The organism is Luteimonas sp. TWI596, assembly GCF_039674105.1.
Lineage (GTDB): Bacteria > Pseudomonadota > Gammaproteobacteria > Xanthomonadales > Xanthomonadaceae > Luteimonas.
Genome location: NZ_JBDJMU010000006.1, coordinates 133,662 through 148,836, shown reverse-complemented (window position 1 = coordinate 148,836; position 15,175 = coordinate 133,662). Strand labels below are relative to the sequence as shown.

Genomic DNA, 15,175 nt, shown 5'->3' with positions numbered 1-15,175 from the left:
ATGAACCACGCATCGGGCTGCCCCCACTACGCCGTGCGCGCTGCCATCGTCCTGTGCCGCACCACGCGTGCGGCGATGCGCGCAAACACCTCCGGCAACAAGGCACGCACAGGTTCGGGCACCCGCGCCACCAGCGCCGCGGCATCGAATGCCGGCAGCGGGCCACGCCACGCGAAGGCAACCCGATTACTCATCTTCGGCTCGTCGACCACCAACACCTGCGCCTGACCGAAGGCCTGCTGCAGCCGGGCCACATGGGCGTCGGGATCGCGCACGTACAGGTTGCAGGCCAGCACACCGTCGGCGACCAGCGCATCGCGACAGTCGTCGTAGAACGCCTGACTCGACAGCGCTGCCGGAATGCCGTGTTCGTCGTAGCCGTCGACCAACAACAGGTCGAAACGCGCCCGGCGCGACGCCACGAACTGCGCCCCGTCATCGATCACGACCTCCAGCCGCGCGTCGTCGGCCGGCACGCCGAACTCCGCGCGCAGCGCGACCACGTGCGGGTTGTTCTCGACCACCTCGATCCGCGTGTCCGGCAGGTGGCGATAAGCGAACTTCGCCTGCGAGCCCCCGCCCAGGCCGACCATGCCGAGCACCGCCGGCGCCGGCTGCCACAACAGCGCGGCGAACATCGTGCGCGTGTAGTCGACCAACAGTCGATCGGGATCGCCGCTGACCATGCGGCTCTGCGTCTGCCGGCGCACGAACTGCAGCGAGGTGAAGCCATCGTGCCGGCGCACGTAGGGCCGCTTGGGGGCACTGCGGCCGCGCCAGTGGGCCAGCCATCGCGCCCACCACGGCCGCGCCCCGGTGTCGTCCCCCTGCCCCATGCCGGCGCTCAGCGGTTCGACCAGCCGTGCGGCACATGCCCGGCGGCGACGTGCGGCCGCGCCGAATCGATGTTGTGCTGCGAGTCGTCGAAGAAGATGTCCGCCCCGAACGCATCCAGGAACGGCCCCTTCGGCCGCCCGCCCAGGAACAGCGCCTCGTCCAGGCGCACGCCCCAGGCACGCAGGGTGCGGATGACCCGCTCGTGCGCGGGCGCCGAGCGCGCGGTGACCAGGGCGGTGCGGATCGGCGCGTCCTTGCCCGCCGGATACGCCGCCTGCAGATCGTGCAGCGCCGCCAGGAACCCACGGAACGGGCCGCCGGTCATTTCCTCGCGCGCGCGCTCGCGCTCATGCTTGTGGAACGCGTCCAGCCCGCCTTCCTGCGACAACCGCTCGCCTTCGTCGCCGAAGATCACCGCATCGCCGTCGAATGCGATCCGCAACTGGTCGTTGCGATGCGCCGGTGCGCGCGCCGGAATGATCGTCGCCGCCGCGATGCCGTTCTCCAGCGCGCGTCGCACCGAATCGGGGTTGGCCGATAGGAACAACTGCGTGCCGAATGGCTTGATGTAGGGCCAGGTCGGTTCGCCCGAGGTGAACGTCGCGCGGATGATGCCCAGGTTGTGATGCTGGATCGAGTTGAAGATCCGCAGACCCGTATCGGCCGAATTGCGCGACAGCAGGATCACCTCCACGCGCGGCGCATCAGGCGGCGCGTCCACGTTCAGCGCCAGCAACTTGCGGACAAGCGGAAATGCGATCCCCGGCTCCAGCACGTCGTCCTCGTGCGCGCGCTGGTGCTCGGCGTAGGCATCGATCCCTTCGCTCTCGAACAGCGTGTGGCTGTCCTCGAGGTCGAACAAGGCCCGCGAGGAGATCGCGACGGTCAGCGTGGGGACGAAGGTGTCGGGCATGGCAGGGCGTGAGCTCGAAAGGGACCGCGACGCCCCGCCAGCGGGGATCGTCGGATGGACAGCAGGCCCGCCGCCGAGTCGCAGGCATCGCGGACCGACCCGCCATTATGCCAGCCTGTGCCGCGACCCGACCCGCCGCCCTGCCTGCCCTAACCAGAAGCGCCCTCACCCGCGTGTCGAGGTGGCGGGGACACGAACTGGCGTCCGACCTCCCGCGCGCGCAGGCCCCTCCGCCAGAACCCCGCCCGGTCTCAACGCGCACCGTGTAGCCGCGGACGCATTCGCTGCACCGCATCATGAATACCGGGACGTCCAACCGCCGCGACACGCACAAGCGTGACTGGCTTCGCATTCCGGGCACCTGCCATTGACAACGTTGTCTTTCAGGACGCACATGGCAGCCGACACCCCCTTGCTCCGACCTTGTACCGGTTTCCGCTGCCCCCTGGATCCCAGGAGGCGGCGGAAAGGGCATCCGGTCGGCGCTGCGCTCCGCTGTCGGCGTGCCGACGGCGGCTGGGCGCCGGCTTCACTCGGCATCGGAAAGGGAGACTTCGTCATGATGCATCGCAGACTCGCCGCACTGTCGCTGTGCCTGCTGGCCTCGGCCGGCATGGCCGCCAGCGCACAGGCGCAAACCGCCGCCTGTGGGGGCGTTCCCGCATGGAACGCCAGCACCATCTACAACCCGGGCGACCGCCTGACCTACCAGAACCGGCTGTACGAGGCACGCACCCAGATCTGGAACGCGGCGCCCGATTACTGCACCTCTTGCGGCTGGTACCAGGACCTGGGGTCATGCAGCGGCGGCACCGCCAATCAGCCACCGACTGTGGCGCTCACCGCGCCCGCCCAGGGGGCGACATTCGCCACCGGCGCCTCGGTGACGATCACCGCCAATGCCAATGACAACGATGGCACGATCGCCTCGGTGCAGTTCTTCCGCGGCGCGGTGTCGCTGGGGACCGACACCAGCGCGCCCTACGCCCTGACCTGGCAGAACGCGACCGCCGGCCAGCACGTGCTGACCGCGGTGGCCACCGACAACAAGGGCGCGACGACGACCTCCGCAGCGGTGACGATCACCGTTGGCGGCGGCACCGGCCCGGACACCACCGCGCCCAGCGTGCCGACCGGGCTGCAGGCAACGCAGCAGACGGCCGCCAGCATCACGCTGACCTGGACCGCCTCGACCGACAACGTCGGCGGCAGTGGCATGGCCGGCTACGACGTCTATCGCAATGGCCAGATCGTTGGCTCGCCGACCACGCCCGGCTACACCGACAGCCCGTTGTCGGCCAATACCGCCTACACCTACCGGGTCCGCGCACGTGACCGCAGCGGCAACGCGTCGGCGTCCTCGCCGGAGATCGTCGCGCGTACGGTCGCGGCCAATGCCGGCGGCGACAAGCGGGTGATCGGCTACTTCACCCAGTGGGGCATCTACGGCCGCAACTACCGCGTGCGGGACATCGAGACCAGTGGCTCGGCCGCCCGACTCACGCATATCAACTACGCGTTCGGCAACGTGCGCAACAACCGCTGCGAGGTCGGCGTCACCCAGCCGGCCGATCCGAACACGGGGGCCGGTGGCGACGCCTTCGCCGACTACACCAAGGCGTTCTCGGCGGCCGAAAGCGTCGACGGCATCGCCGACACCTGGGACCAGTCGCTGCGCGGCAACTGGAACCAGCTGCGCAAGCTCAAGGCCCGCCATCCCGGACTGAAAGTGCTGATCTCGCTGGGCGGCTGGACCTGGTCGCGTGGGTTCTCGCAGGCCGCACGACCGGAGAACCGGCAGGCATTCGTGGCCTCGTGCATCGACGCCTACATCCGCGGCAACCTGCCGGTCACCGACGGTGCGGGCGGTGCTGCGGCCGCGGCCGGGGTGTTCGACGGCATCGACATCGACTGGGAGTATCCGGTGGCCTGCGGGATCGCCTGCGGCACGGCGGAAGACCGGCAGAACTTCACCGCGCTGCTGGCCGAGTTCCGCAGCCAGCTCAACGCGGTGCGGCCGGGCTTGCTGCTGACAGTGGCCGTGGGCGCGGGCGTCGACAAGATCCGCGTCACCGACCCGAACCTCTACCACCCGTCGCTGGACTACATCAATGTGATGACCTACGACTTCCATGGCGGCTGGGAGCCACGCACCAACCACCACTCGGCGCTGTTCGCATCCCCGAGCGATCCGTCCACGGGCGATGTGCGCTTGTACAACACCGACGATGCGATCCAGGCCTTCCTGGACCTCGGCGTGCCGGCGTCCAAGCTCAACCTCGGCATCGGCTACTACGGGCGCGGCTGGACCAACGTCCCCAACGCCAACAACGGGCTGTATCAGACCGGCACCGCGGCGCCGGGCACGTACGAGGCCGGGATCGAGGATTGGAAGGTGCTCAAGACGCTCGGCTGGCCGCGCTTCGTCGATTCGACCGCGCGCGCGCAGTGGATCTACAACGGCACGACGTTCTGGTCGTTCGACGACCCGGCGCTGATCGCCGAGAAGATGGCCTACGTCAAGGCGCAGGGCCTGGGCGGCGCGTTCTTCTGGGAGTTCAGCGGCGACGACAGCAGCGGCACGCTGACTCGGGCGATCGAGCAGGGCCTGCGCTGAGGCCACGTCCGGCGGGTCCAGGGACGGACTCGCCGGACCGCGTGGGCGCACTGGGCGCCCGCACGACTCACGCCACGAACTGCTCGCTGAGAATGCGTTCCTCGAGATTGTGCTCGGGGTCGAACAGCAGCGTCACCGTGCGCTCGGATTCGCGCACGGTGACCTGCACGACATCGCGCACCTCGTGCGAGTCGGCCGTCGCGCTGACCGGCCGTTTGTAGGGATCGAGCACGCGGAAGCGGACCTCGGTCTCGGCGCGCAGGATCGCGCCGCGCCAGCGACGCGGTCGGAACGGTGCGATCGGGGTCAATGCGACGATGCCCGCGCCCAGCGGCAGGATCGGGCCGTGCGCGGAAAAGTTGTAGGCCGTGCTGCCGGCGGCGGTGGAGAGGATCACGCCATCGCCGACCAGTTCCTCCAGACGCGTGACACCGTTGAGTTCGATGCGCATATGCGCGGCCTGGCGCGTCTGGCGCAACAACGAGACCTCGTTGTAGGCCAGCGACGAGACAGTGGCGCCGGACTCGGTCTCGGCCAGCATCTCCAGCGGATGCAGCACCGCGGGCTGGGCCGCGGCGATGCGCGCCAGCAGGTCGCCCTGGCGGTGCTGGTTCATCAAAAACCCCACGGTGCCCAGCTTCATGCCGTAGACCGGCTTGCCGAGATGGCCGTGGCGATGCAGCGTCTGCAGCATGAAGCCGTCGCCGCCGAGCGGCACCAGGACGTCGGCGTCTGCCGGATCGCACTGGCCGTGTTCGGCGCCGAGCACCTGCAGCGCCTCCTGGGCATCGGCGGTCTGGCTGGCGACGAAGGCGAGGCGGGGCGTTGCGGTCATCGGCGGGCCGGTGCGGGAACGTCGGCGCGCAGCTTAGCGCAGGTGGTGTGGCGGCGGGTCGATGCGGCAGCCGCGGATCGATCCCGCAAAGGACAGGGAGGGCGCCTGTGCGCCCTCCCCGTTGGCCTCAGCTGCGCTGGACGAGCTGCGAGACGCGCTGCACCGCGACCGATACCGTCGGGTAGTCGAGCGTCTTTTGCGCCGCCAGTTCGGCCAGCATCGCCAGCGTGAAGCGCAGCGTCGGATCGTCGCGCTCGAGCCAGGTGCGGACCTTCTCCTCGGGCGTGTCGCCGGGCATCGCCAGCACCTGGCCGACGAGCAGGCGATGCTGCTGGCCGAGATCCTCGCGCAGCACGCCGCGTGCCACCGCGTGCCAGCGGCCATCGACCTCGAGCGCGTCGATCTGCGCGGTCAGCCAGGGCAGATTGAGCGCTTCGCCGAGACGGAAGTGCACGCGCGCGACATCGATCGGCTTGCGCCGCGTCTCGCTGGCGACCTCGATGATGTCCCATGCCGCTTCCAGGTACGGCAACGCGGCAAGCTGCTCGGCCAGGTCCTCCGGCACGCCCTTCTCGCGCCAGCTCTGCAGGCTGGCGTCGTGCTCGGCACGCTGGCTGTCGGCGATGATCTGGCTGCCGATGCGGATGGCGTGGAAACCGTCGTGATAGCGCGCCACGGCCGTGGTGATGTCCGGGATCGCACCGGCACGCGCCAGCAGCCAGCGGGTGAAGGCCCGCTGCAGGTTCCAGATCACCTGCAGGGCATCGACCTGCACCGACTCGGGCACGGCGCCATCGAGTGCGTCGATGCTGTTCCACAGCGCGCGCGCCTCGATCGTCTCGCGGGTGATCGTGAACGCCTTGGCGATCTCGCCCGGCGAGCGCCCGCTGTCTTCCTGCATGCGCAGCAGGAACGTCGCGCCCATGCGGTTGATCATCTGGTTGGTCACCGCGGTGGCGATGATCTCGCGCTTGAGGCGGTGCTGCTCCATGGTCGCGGCGTATTTCTTCTGCAGCGGCACGGGGAAGTAACGCTGCAGCTCGCGCGACAGATACGGATCTTCGGGGATGTCGGAGGCGAGCATCTGGTCGAAGGCGACGAGCTTGGAGTACGACAGCAGGACCGCCAGCTCAGGCCGGGTCAGGCCCAGGCCCTTGGCCTTGCGCTCGGACAGTTCGGCATCTGACGGCAGGAACTCGATCTGGCGATCGAGCAGACCCTGCGCTTCGAGCGTGCGGATGAAGTGGCGCTTGGACCCCAGCCGCGAGACGCTCATGCGCTCCATCAGGCTCAGCGCCTGGTTCTGGCGGTAGTTGTCCCACAGCACCAATTCGGCGACCTCGTCAGTCATCGAGGCCAGCAGCTTGTTGCGCGCGGGCACGGTCAGCTTCTTGGCCTGCACCACCTCGTTGAGCAGGATCTTGATGTTGACCTCGTGGTCGGAGGTGTCCACGCCAGCCGAGTTGTCGATGAAGTCGGTGTTGAGCAGCACACCGGCCTGCGCGGCCTCGATGCGGCCGAGCTGGGTCATGCCCAGGTTGCCGCCCTCGCCCACGACCTTGCAGCGCAGCTCTCGGCCATCGACGCGCAGCGCGTTGTTGGCCCGGTCGCCGACATCGGCGTGGCTTTCCGACGACGCCTTGACGTAGGTGCCGATGCCGCCATTCCACAGCAGGTCGACCGGCGCGCGCAGGATCGCCGACATCAGCTCGTTGGGGCTGAGCGCGGCGGTGTCGCCATCGATGCCCAGCACCTCGCGGGCCTCCTTGGACAGCGGGATCGACTTGGCGCTGCGCGGCCACACGCCGCCGCCCTTGCTGATCAGCTTGGCGTCGTAGTCCGCCCAGTTCGAGCGCGGCAGCGTGAACAGTCGCTGGCGCTCGGCGTAGGAGACCGTCGCGTCGGGCGCCGGGTCGATGAACACATGCCGATGATCGAACGCGGCCACCAGCCGGATGTGCTGCGACAGCAGCATGCCGTTGCCGAACACGTCGCCGGACATGTCGCCGACGCCGACCGCGGTGAAGTCCTGGGTCTGCGAGTTGCGGCCCAGCGCCCGGAAGTGACGCTTGACCGATTCCCAGGCGCCGCGCGCGGTGATGCCCATGCCCTTGTGGTCGTAGCCGACCGAGCCGCCCGACGCGAACGCATCGTCGAGCCAGAAGCCATGCTCGCGGGCGATGCCGTTGGCGATGTCGGAGAACGTCGCGGTGCCCTTGTCGGCGGCAACGACCAGGTACGGGTCGTCGTCGTCGTGACGGACCACGTCGCGCGGCGGCACGATCGCGCCGTCGACGATGTTGTCGGTGATGTCCAGCAGGCCGTTGATGAACAGCGTGTAGCAGGCCACGCCCTCGGCGAACAGCGCATCACGGTCGCCCCCGGCCGGCGGCCGCTTGACGATGAAGCCGCCCTTCGAGCCGACCGGCACGATGACCGTGTTCTTGACCATCTGCGCCTTGACCAGGCCCAGCACCTCGGTGCGGAAATCCTCGCGGCGATCCGACCAGCGCAGGCCGCCGCGGGCCACCGGCCCGAAGCGCAGGTGGGTGCCCTCCACCCGCGGGCCGTAGACGAAGATCTCGCGGTACGGACGCGGCTTGGGCAGTTCGGGCACGCGCGCCGAATCGAACTTGAAGGCGATCGTGTCGCGCACCGCGCCTTCGCGGGTGCGCTGGTAATAGCTGGTGCGCAAGGTCGCATCGATCACGCCCAGGTAGCTGCGCAGAATGCGGTCCTCGTCGAGGCTTGCGACGCGGTCGAGCAGCCCCGTGAGCGCAGTGCGCGCCGCATCGTACTGCGCGTCGCGGTCCTGCGCGCGGGCATCGAGCACCGGCTGCAGCAGTGCCCGCGTGGCGTCGTCGCCCGACAGCGCACCGAGCTGGCTGGCCAGCATCTCGATACCGGCGGCGACCTGCGCGCCGCTCTCGCGGCCGGTGGCCGGATCGAAACGGGCTTCGAACACTTCCACCAGCAGCCGCGCAAGCAGCGGATAGCGGCCGAGCGTGTCCTCGACGTAGGCCTGGGAGAACGGCACGCCGACCTGCTGCAGGTACTTGCAGTACGCGCGCAACATCGCCACCTGACGCCAGTCGAGATCGGCGGCGAGGATCAGCCGGTTGAAGCCGTCATTCTCGGCATCGCCGCGCCACACGCGGTCGAACGCTTCGGTGAACGCGGCCGCGCGCGCGTCGATATCGACGTTCGCGGCCAGGGTCTCGACGAAGAAGTCCTGGATGTAGAGCGTGGTGCCATCGACGATCAGACGCGTGGGATTCTCGGCGATGACCCGCAGGCCGAGGTTCTCCATCACCGGCAGCACCTCCGACAGCGGCAGGTGTTCGCCGCTGCGGTAGAGCTTGAAGTGCAGCAGCGCATCGCCGGCCGACGACGTGGGCTGGGTGTAGAAGCTCAGTTGCAGCGCGCCGCTCGCCTGGGCGGCGGCGAGCTTCTCGACATCGGTCGCGGCGACGGCCGGCGATGCGAACTCGATGTAGGCAGCCGACAGGCCGCGTCCCAGGCGGCCGGCCAGACGCAGGCCTTCGCCTTCGCCCTGGCGACGCACGAGCTCGTCGCGCAGGTCGTCGTGCCAGTTGCGTACGATCTTCTGCAGCGCCTGCTCGAGCGCAGCCTGGTCGACCTCGCCCTGCACGCCCGCACGCGGGCGCACGATCAAGTGCAACTGCGCCAGCGGCGACTCACCCAGCACCACGTGTGCATCGACGTGGTCGGCCTGCATCGTCTCGCGCAGCATGTCCTCGACACGGTGGCGCACGTCGGTGTTGAAACGGTCGCGCGGGATGTAGACCAGCACCGAATAGAAGCGGCCGTAGCGGTCGCGGCGCAGGAACAGCCGGCTGCGCACGCGCTCCTGCAGGCCGAGGATGCCGGTGCCCAGGCGGAACAGCTCATCGGGCGTGGACTGGAACAGCTCGTCGCGCGGCAGGGTCTCGAGCAGGTGCTTGAGGGTCTTGCCGCTATGGCCGGTCGGCTTGAGGCCGGACTCGCTCATCACGTGCTCGAACCGCTCGCGCACCAGCGGGATGTCCCAGGGCCGGCGGGTGTAGGCGCTGGAGGTGTAGAGGCCGAGGAAGCGCTGTTCGCCGACCACCTGGCCCTTGGCGTCGTAACGCAGCACGCCGATGTAGTCCATGTAGCCGGGACGATGCACGGTGGAGCGGGCACTGGTCTTGGTGAGGATCAGCGCATCGACCTGGCCCGCGCGCCGCAGCGCATCGGCGCCGAGTTCGCTGAGCGGGCGCGACTTGACCGTGGCCGGCGTGCGCAGCAGGCCCAGGCCACTGTCGGCGACGGGCTCGAGCACGCCATCGGTGCCCTTGCGGCGCACCTTGTACTCGCGGTAGCCGAAGAATGTGAAGTGGTCGCTGGCCGCCCAGCGCAGGAACTCCTGCGCCTCGCGCCGGCTGGCGTCGGCGACCGGCATCGGCCGCGCGACGAGATCGGCGGCGACCTCCTGCATTTTCTCGCGCATCGGCCCCCAATCGGCCACGATCGCGCGCACGTCGTCGAGCACGCGACGCACGACCTGCTCGATACGTGCGCTCGCTTCGGGCGTCTGGCGATCGATCTCCAGGTGCATCACCGACTCGGCATCGCCCTCGCCCACGCCGGTCAGGCGGCCGCTGCGGTCGCGCGCGATGTGCAGGACCGGGTGGCCCAGCACGTGCACGCCAATGCTGCGCTCGGCCAGCGCCATCGTCACCGAGTCGACCAGGAACGGCATGTCGTCGTTGACGATCTGCAGCACGGTGTGCGGCGATTCCCAGCCGTGGGTGTCCTGCGCCGGATTGAACAGCCGCACGTTGGCGGTGCCCGGCTTGCGACGTGCGGCGAATTCGAACAGGTCGGCGGCCAGGGCCGCCCAGCCATCGGCGCTGTGCAGCGGAATCTCGTCCTCGGTCATGCGCCGGTAGAACGCCTGCGCGAAGGCGTCGGCACCGCGCTGGGCGGCCTTGCCTGCGCGCCGCCGCACGGCCTCGAAGATCGGGTCCAGCAACCCGGACCCTGCGGGCCTGGACGGCGCGGGCATGACGCTGGCGCTGCTGCCCTGCGGCTTGGCGCGCTTGCGCGGTGCCGGGGTCGGGGCCGCGGCGGCCTTGCGTTTGGAAGAAGAGGTACCGGTCTTGCGGGATGTGCTCATGACGACGATAGGTCCGATGCAATGAGGCCCGCGTTCTCACGCGGGCCGACAGGGAACAGGAGACCGACGGGTGGCATGCCGCGCGAACTGCGGCTGGCGGCCGGATCGGGGACGACGGAAGCGGCCGCGCAGCCTTCGGGGCGGCGCGGACCGGTGAAGCGAACGACGGGAACGGGGCGAGGGATCACGAAGCGCTCAGCGCAGGCCGGTCTCGTTGCGGGCGATGACCAGCCGCTGGATCTCCGAGGTGCCCTCGTAGATCTCGGTGATCTTGGCGTCTCGGAAGTACCGCTCGATCGGCATTTCCTTCGAGTAACCCATGCCGCCGTGGATCTGCAGCGCCTGATGGGTGATCCACATCGCGGTCTCGGACGCGGTGAGCTTGGCGATCGCCGCCTCGTTGCCGAAGCGCTGGCCCTGGCCCTTCGTCCAGGCCGCGCGCAAGGTCAGCAGCAGCGCCGCATCGAGCCGGCACTTCATGTCGGCGATCTTGGCCTGGGTCATCTGGAACGCGCCGATCGGCTGACCGAACGCCTTGCGCTCCTTGACGTAGGCGAGCGTCGCCTCGTACGCGGCGCGGGCGATGCCGATGGCCTGCGAGGCGATGCCGATGCGGCCGGCATCGAGCACGCCCATCGCGATCTTGAAGCCCTGCCCTTCCTCGCCGAGCACCTCGTCGGGCTGGACGACATAATCCTGGAACTCGATCTCGCAGGTCGCCGAGGCGCGGATGCCGAGCTTGGGCTCGGTCTTGCCGCGGTGGAACCCGGCGCGCTCGCCGTCGACCAGGAACGCAGTCACACCGCGGGCGCCCTTGTCGGGCTCGGTCATCGCGAACAGCACGAAATACTTGGCGACCGGGCCGGAGGTGATCCAGCTTTTCTTGCCATTGACCACGAAGCTGCCGTCGGCCTGCTTGACCGCGCGACAGCGCATCGCGGTCGCATCCGACCCCGACTGCGGTTCGGTCAGCGCGAACGCGCCGATCTCCCGCCCCTGGGCGATCGCCGAGACGTAGGTGCGCTTCTGGGCCTCGGTGCCGTGGGTCAGGATGCCGTTGCAGAACAGCGAATTGTTGACCGACATGATCGTCGAGTGCGCGGCATCGCCGGCGGCGATCTCGATCATCGCCAGCACGTAGGCGATCGGGTCCATGCCCGCGCCACCGTACTCGGCCGGCACTTCGATGCCCATCAGGCCGTTCTCGCCGAGCAGGCGGATGTTCTCCAGCGGGAACTCGCCCGTGCGGTCGAAGTGCTCGGCGCTGGGCGCGATCTTCTCTTTTGCGATCCGGCGCGCGATGTCCTGGATCATCAACTGCTCTTCGTTGAAACCGAACTCCACGGCCGCTCCGCTTCTGCATCAAGGTCAGCGGACAATTGTAGCGACGAACGCATCCCGACTGTGGGAGCGGACGTTGCGCACTGCAGCATGAATCCGCCCCGAACCCGTCCAGGCCGCAAGGCACACGCGTCGCGCCATCCGATATCGCGATGCGCTGCCGGACGGGCTGCAATGAATACGACGGCGTTGCTTGTGCCGGAACGCTGCGTTTGGCAAGGTACGGCGATTCGCGGGGCGCATCGGGATTCAGGGGGAATCGGCAGGGAGCCGCCCATTCGTGTGCCCGACCGACCGTCCAACCCGGGGAACCCGATGCTCAAGAATCTGCTGATCACCAAGCCTATCCAGGCCCAACCGCGTGTCGACGCCGGCGAACCGGTCGAAGGCGGCCTGTCGGGCGAAGCCAGCTTCAAGCGCACGCTCACCGCCAAGCACCTGGTGATGCTGGGGCTGGGTGCGGTCATCGGCGCGGGCATCTTCGTGATCACCGGCACTGCGGCCGCCAATCACGCCGGGCCGGCGATCATGCTCAGCTTCGTCATCGCCGCCTTCGCATGCGCGATGGCAGGCCTGTGCTACGCCGAGTTCGCAGCGATGATCCCCGCCTCGGGCAGCGCCTACAGCTACACCTACGCCACCCTCGGCGAGGCGCTGGCCTGGTTCGTCGGCTGGAGCCTGGTGCTCGAGTACCTGTTCGCGGCCTCCACGGTCGCCGTCGGCTGGTCGGGCTACACGGTCAGTTTCCTGGAGTCGTTCGGGCTCCATCTACCCGCGGCATTGACCCAGGCGCCGATCAACTTCTGTACCCACGAAGCCGCGCAGGCCGGCGCCTGCGAGTTCGGCCGGTTCGTGCTGACCGGCGCGCTGTTCAACCTGCCGGCGCTGCTGATCGTCGCCGCCGTGGGCACGCTGTGCTATGTCGGCATCACCCAGTCGGCCACCGCCAACGCGATCATCGTCTCGATCAAGGTCGTGGTGATCCTGCTGCTGCTGGCCTTCGGCGCCCAGTACGTGAATGTCGACAACTGGCTGCCGTTCATTCCCGAAAACCAGGGCGGCGACCGCTTCGGCTGGGAGGGCGTGCTGCGCGGCGCCTCGATCGTGTTCTTCGCCTACATCGGCTTCGACGCGGTCTCCACCGCCGCCCAGGAGGTCAAGAACCCGCAGCGCGACATGCCGATCGGCATCCTCGGCTCGCTGGTGCTGTGCACGCTGATCTACATCGCGGTCTCCGCCGTGCTGACCGGCATGGTGCCCTACACCGCGCTCGGCACCGCCAAGCCGGTGGCGACCGCGCTGGAGGCCTATCCGAGCCTCGCCTGGCTCAAGGTCCTGGTGGAAGTCGGCGCGATCGCCGGCCTGACCACGGTGATCCTGGTGATGCTGATGGGCCAGCCGCGGATCTTCTTCTCGATGGCCCAGGACGGGCTGCTGCCGCGCTTCTTCGGCGCGGTGCACAAGCGCTTCCGCACCCCGCACAAGGGCACCGTGCTGGTCGCCGCGGTCGCTGCGATCATGGCCGCACTGCTGCCGATCCAGCTGCTCGGCGACGTGGTGTCGATGGGGACGCTGGTCGCGTTCGCGACCGTGTGCCTGGGCGTGATGGTGCTGCGTCGCACGCAGCCGGGGCTGCACCGCCCGTTCCGCACGCCGGCCGTCTATGTCGTCGGCACGCTGGGCGTGCTGGCGTGCCTGGGGCTGGTGGCGATCATGCCGATGCTCAACTGGATGGTGCTGCTGGGCTGGACGGTGATCGGCTTCACGATCTACTTCGCCTACGGCTACCGGCACAGCAAGCTGCGCAACGCCCGCTGAGTTCCGTCCACGGCCCGCATCGCGCGGGCCGTGTCCGTTTTCGACTTGGCGCTGCGCGCCACTGCGAGATTCCGCGATGTCCATTCCCTCGACGGCCCGGAAGATCGGACCGGTGCTGGCGACGTTCATGGTCGCCAACAACATGATCGGCTCGGGCTTCTTCCTGTTGCCGGCCACGCTGGCGCGCTCCGGTGCGGTGACGGCATTGTCGTGGCTGCTCGGCACGCTGCTGGCCGTGGCGCTGGGCGGTGCATTCGCGCGCCTGGCCCGGCAGTACCCGAACCTCGAGTCGCCCGACGACTACATCCGCCCGACACTGGGCCGCGACATGGGCTTTCTGGCGTCCACGCTGTATTGGCTGTCGTCGTGGATCGGCAACAACGCGATCGCGGTGGCGGCGTTCGGCTACCTGATCATCCTGCTGCCGGTCGAGGCGACCCCCGGTGCGCAGGTCGTCGGGCAGGTCGTGCTGATCTGGTCGATGTTCGCGCTGAACCTGTTCGGGCCACGCACCATCGCCCGGTTCCAGTCGTTCTGCGTGGTGTTCGGCCTGCTGCCGGTCGCGGCGATCCTGATCGCCGGCTGGGCGCACTTCGATCCCGATCTGTACCTGGCCGGCTGGAACGTCAGCGGGCAATCGGACGCGGCGGTCGCGATCGGTTCGCTGTCGGTGGTGTTCTGGGCGTTCATCGGCCTGGAGACCGGGGCGATGGTCGCCGGCGTCGTCCGCGACCCGGACCGCAACGTGCCGATCGCCACGCTCGGCGGCATCCTGCTGGCCGGCGTCGTCTACCTGGTCTCCTCGGTGCTGATGATGGGCATCGTGCCGGTCGCCGAGCTCGCGCAATCGAGCGCACCGTTCGCACTGGTCGCCGGCCAGATGTTCGGCGCCTGGGCGATCCCGGTGATCGCCGCGGCCGCCGCCCTGAAGGCCACCGGTACGCTCGGCGGCTGGATGCTGGTGACCGGCGAGTCGGGCGCGCGCGCCGCCCAGCGCGGCTTTCTGCCGGCGATCTTCGGGCGGCTGCTGCGCAATGGCGCGGCCGCCACCGGCTTGCTGATCGTCGTGATCTCGATGACCGCGATCGCCCTGACCACCTTCTCCGACTCGGTGGCCAACCAGTTCGAGACCATCATCAACATGGCGGTGACGCTGGTGGTGATGGCCTATGCGGCCGCGGGCCTGAGCCTGTTGCTGGGCAACCGGACCCATGTCTCGGGTACGCGCGAGCGCCTGCTCGGCATGGGCGCCCTGCTCGCCTGCGGGCTGCTGGTCTGGTCGACGCCGATCGAGACGTTGATGGGCGCGGCGATCATCGCGCTGCTGGCCTGGGCCGGCTATCGCGGGTTCGGTCGCCGTGCACGGCCGGATACCGCGCCGTGACCGCGCCCCGGAAGGAGGACTACTGGTTTCCAGCCAAGTCCTTCGGCTGGGGCTGGGGCGCCCCACGGCGCTGGCAGGGTTGGGCGGTGCTGGCGGTCTATGCGCTCAGCGTCGTCGTCGTGCTGCTGCGGTTTCCGCCGCAGCGCGATCCGGCCGCCTTCTTCGGCTGCCTGTCGCTGGCCACCGGTCTGTTGATCGCGACCTGCGCGCTGAAGGGCGAGCCGCCGCGCTGGCGCTGGCGTCGTTGAAGGACACGGGCGCGCGGTAGA

The 15,175-nt window shown here is 69.0% G+C and carries 9 protein-coding genes; 4 read left to right on the top strand and 5 right to left on the bottom strand.

Going from position 1 to position 15,175, the window contains the following annotated elements; all coding sequences use genetic code 11:
- Nucleotides 1-26: 26 nt before the first annotated feature.
- On the bottom strand, nucleotides 27-836 hold the full coding sequence (locus tag ABE487_RS06775) for a transferase (protein WP_346452483.1): 810 nt from the start codon (nucleotides 834-836) through the stop codon (nucleotides 27-29).
- Nucleotides 837-844: 8 nt separating this feature from the next.
- Nucleotides 845-1,750 (bottom strand): 5'-nucleotidase, encoded by a 906-nt coding sequence (locus ABE487_RS06770; protein ID WP_241943588.1) that lies wholly within the window; start codon nucleotides 1,748-1,750, stop codon nucleotides 845-847.
- A 559-nt stretch (nucleotides 1,751-2,309) separates the two neighbouring features.
- Between ABE487_RS06770 and ABE487_RS06765 the strand changes: the two genes are divergently transcribed.
- A complete protein-coding gene (locus ABE487_RS06765) occupies nucleotides 2,310-4,367 on the top strand; it encodes a glycosyl hydrolase family 18 protein (RefSeq protein WP_346452482.1) in 2,058 nt (685 codons plus the stop codon).
- A gap of 67 nt (nucleotides 4,368-4,434) precedes the next feature.
- On the opposite strand, the gene ABE487_RS06760 is transcribed toward ABE487_RS06765, so the two are convergent.
- From ABE487_RS06760 to ABE487_RS06750, 3 genes are all read right to left on the bottom strand, one after another.
- Complete coding sequence (locus tag ABE487_RS06760; RefSeq protein WP_346447490.1) at nucleotides 4,435-5,202, bottom strand: NAD kinase; 768 nt, start codon at nucleotides 5,200-5,202, stop codon at nucleotides 4,435-4,437.
- Between the two features lie 127 nt (nucleotides 5,203-5,329).
- Nucleotides 5,330-10,252: an NAD-glutamate dehydrogenase domain-containing protein gene (locus tag ABE487_RS06755; RefSeq protein WP_346452508.1), complete on the bottom strand. Its 4,923-nt coding sequence runs from the start codon at nucleotides 10,250-10,252 to the stop codon at nucleotides 5,330-5,332.
- Nucleotides 10,253-10,558: 306 nt separating this feature from the next.
- Nucleotides 10,559-11,707 carry an acyl-CoA dehydrogenase family protein gene (locus ABE487_RS06750; protein WP_346452480.1) on the bottom strand — a complete coding sequence of 383 codons (1,149 nt, stop codon included), beginning with the start codon at nucleotides 11,705-11,707 and terminating at the stop codon, nucleotides 10,559-10,561.
- 312 nt (nucleotides 11,708-12,019) lie between these two features.
- Here ABE487_RS06750 and ABE487_RS06745 point away from each other — a divergent pair, with 312 nt between their 5' ends.
- From ABE487_RS06745 to ABE487_RS06735, 3 genes are all read left to right on the top strand, one after another.
- Complete coding sequence (locus ABE487_RS06745) at nucleotides 12,020-13,522, top strand: amino acid permease (RefSeq protein WP_346444680.1); 1,503 nt, start codon at nucleotides 12,020-12,022, stop codon at nucleotides 13,520-13,522.
- Between the two features lie 76 nt (nucleotides 13,523-13,598).
- A complete protein-coding gene (locus ABE487_RS06740) occupies nucleotides 13,599-14,906 on the top strand; it encodes an amino acid permease (RefSeq protein ID WP_346452478.1) in 1,308 nt (435 codons plus the stop codon).
- Complete coding sequence (locus ABE487_RS06735; RefSeq protein ID WP_346452476.1) at nucleotides 14,903-15,154, top strand: hypothetical protein; 252 nt, start codon at nucleotides 14,903-14,905, stop codon at nucleotides 15,152-15,154. The genes ABE487_RS06740 and ABE487_RS06735 overlap by 4 nt, the downstream gene beginning before the upstream one ends.
- Nucleotides 15,155-15,175: the final 21 nt, after the last annotated feature.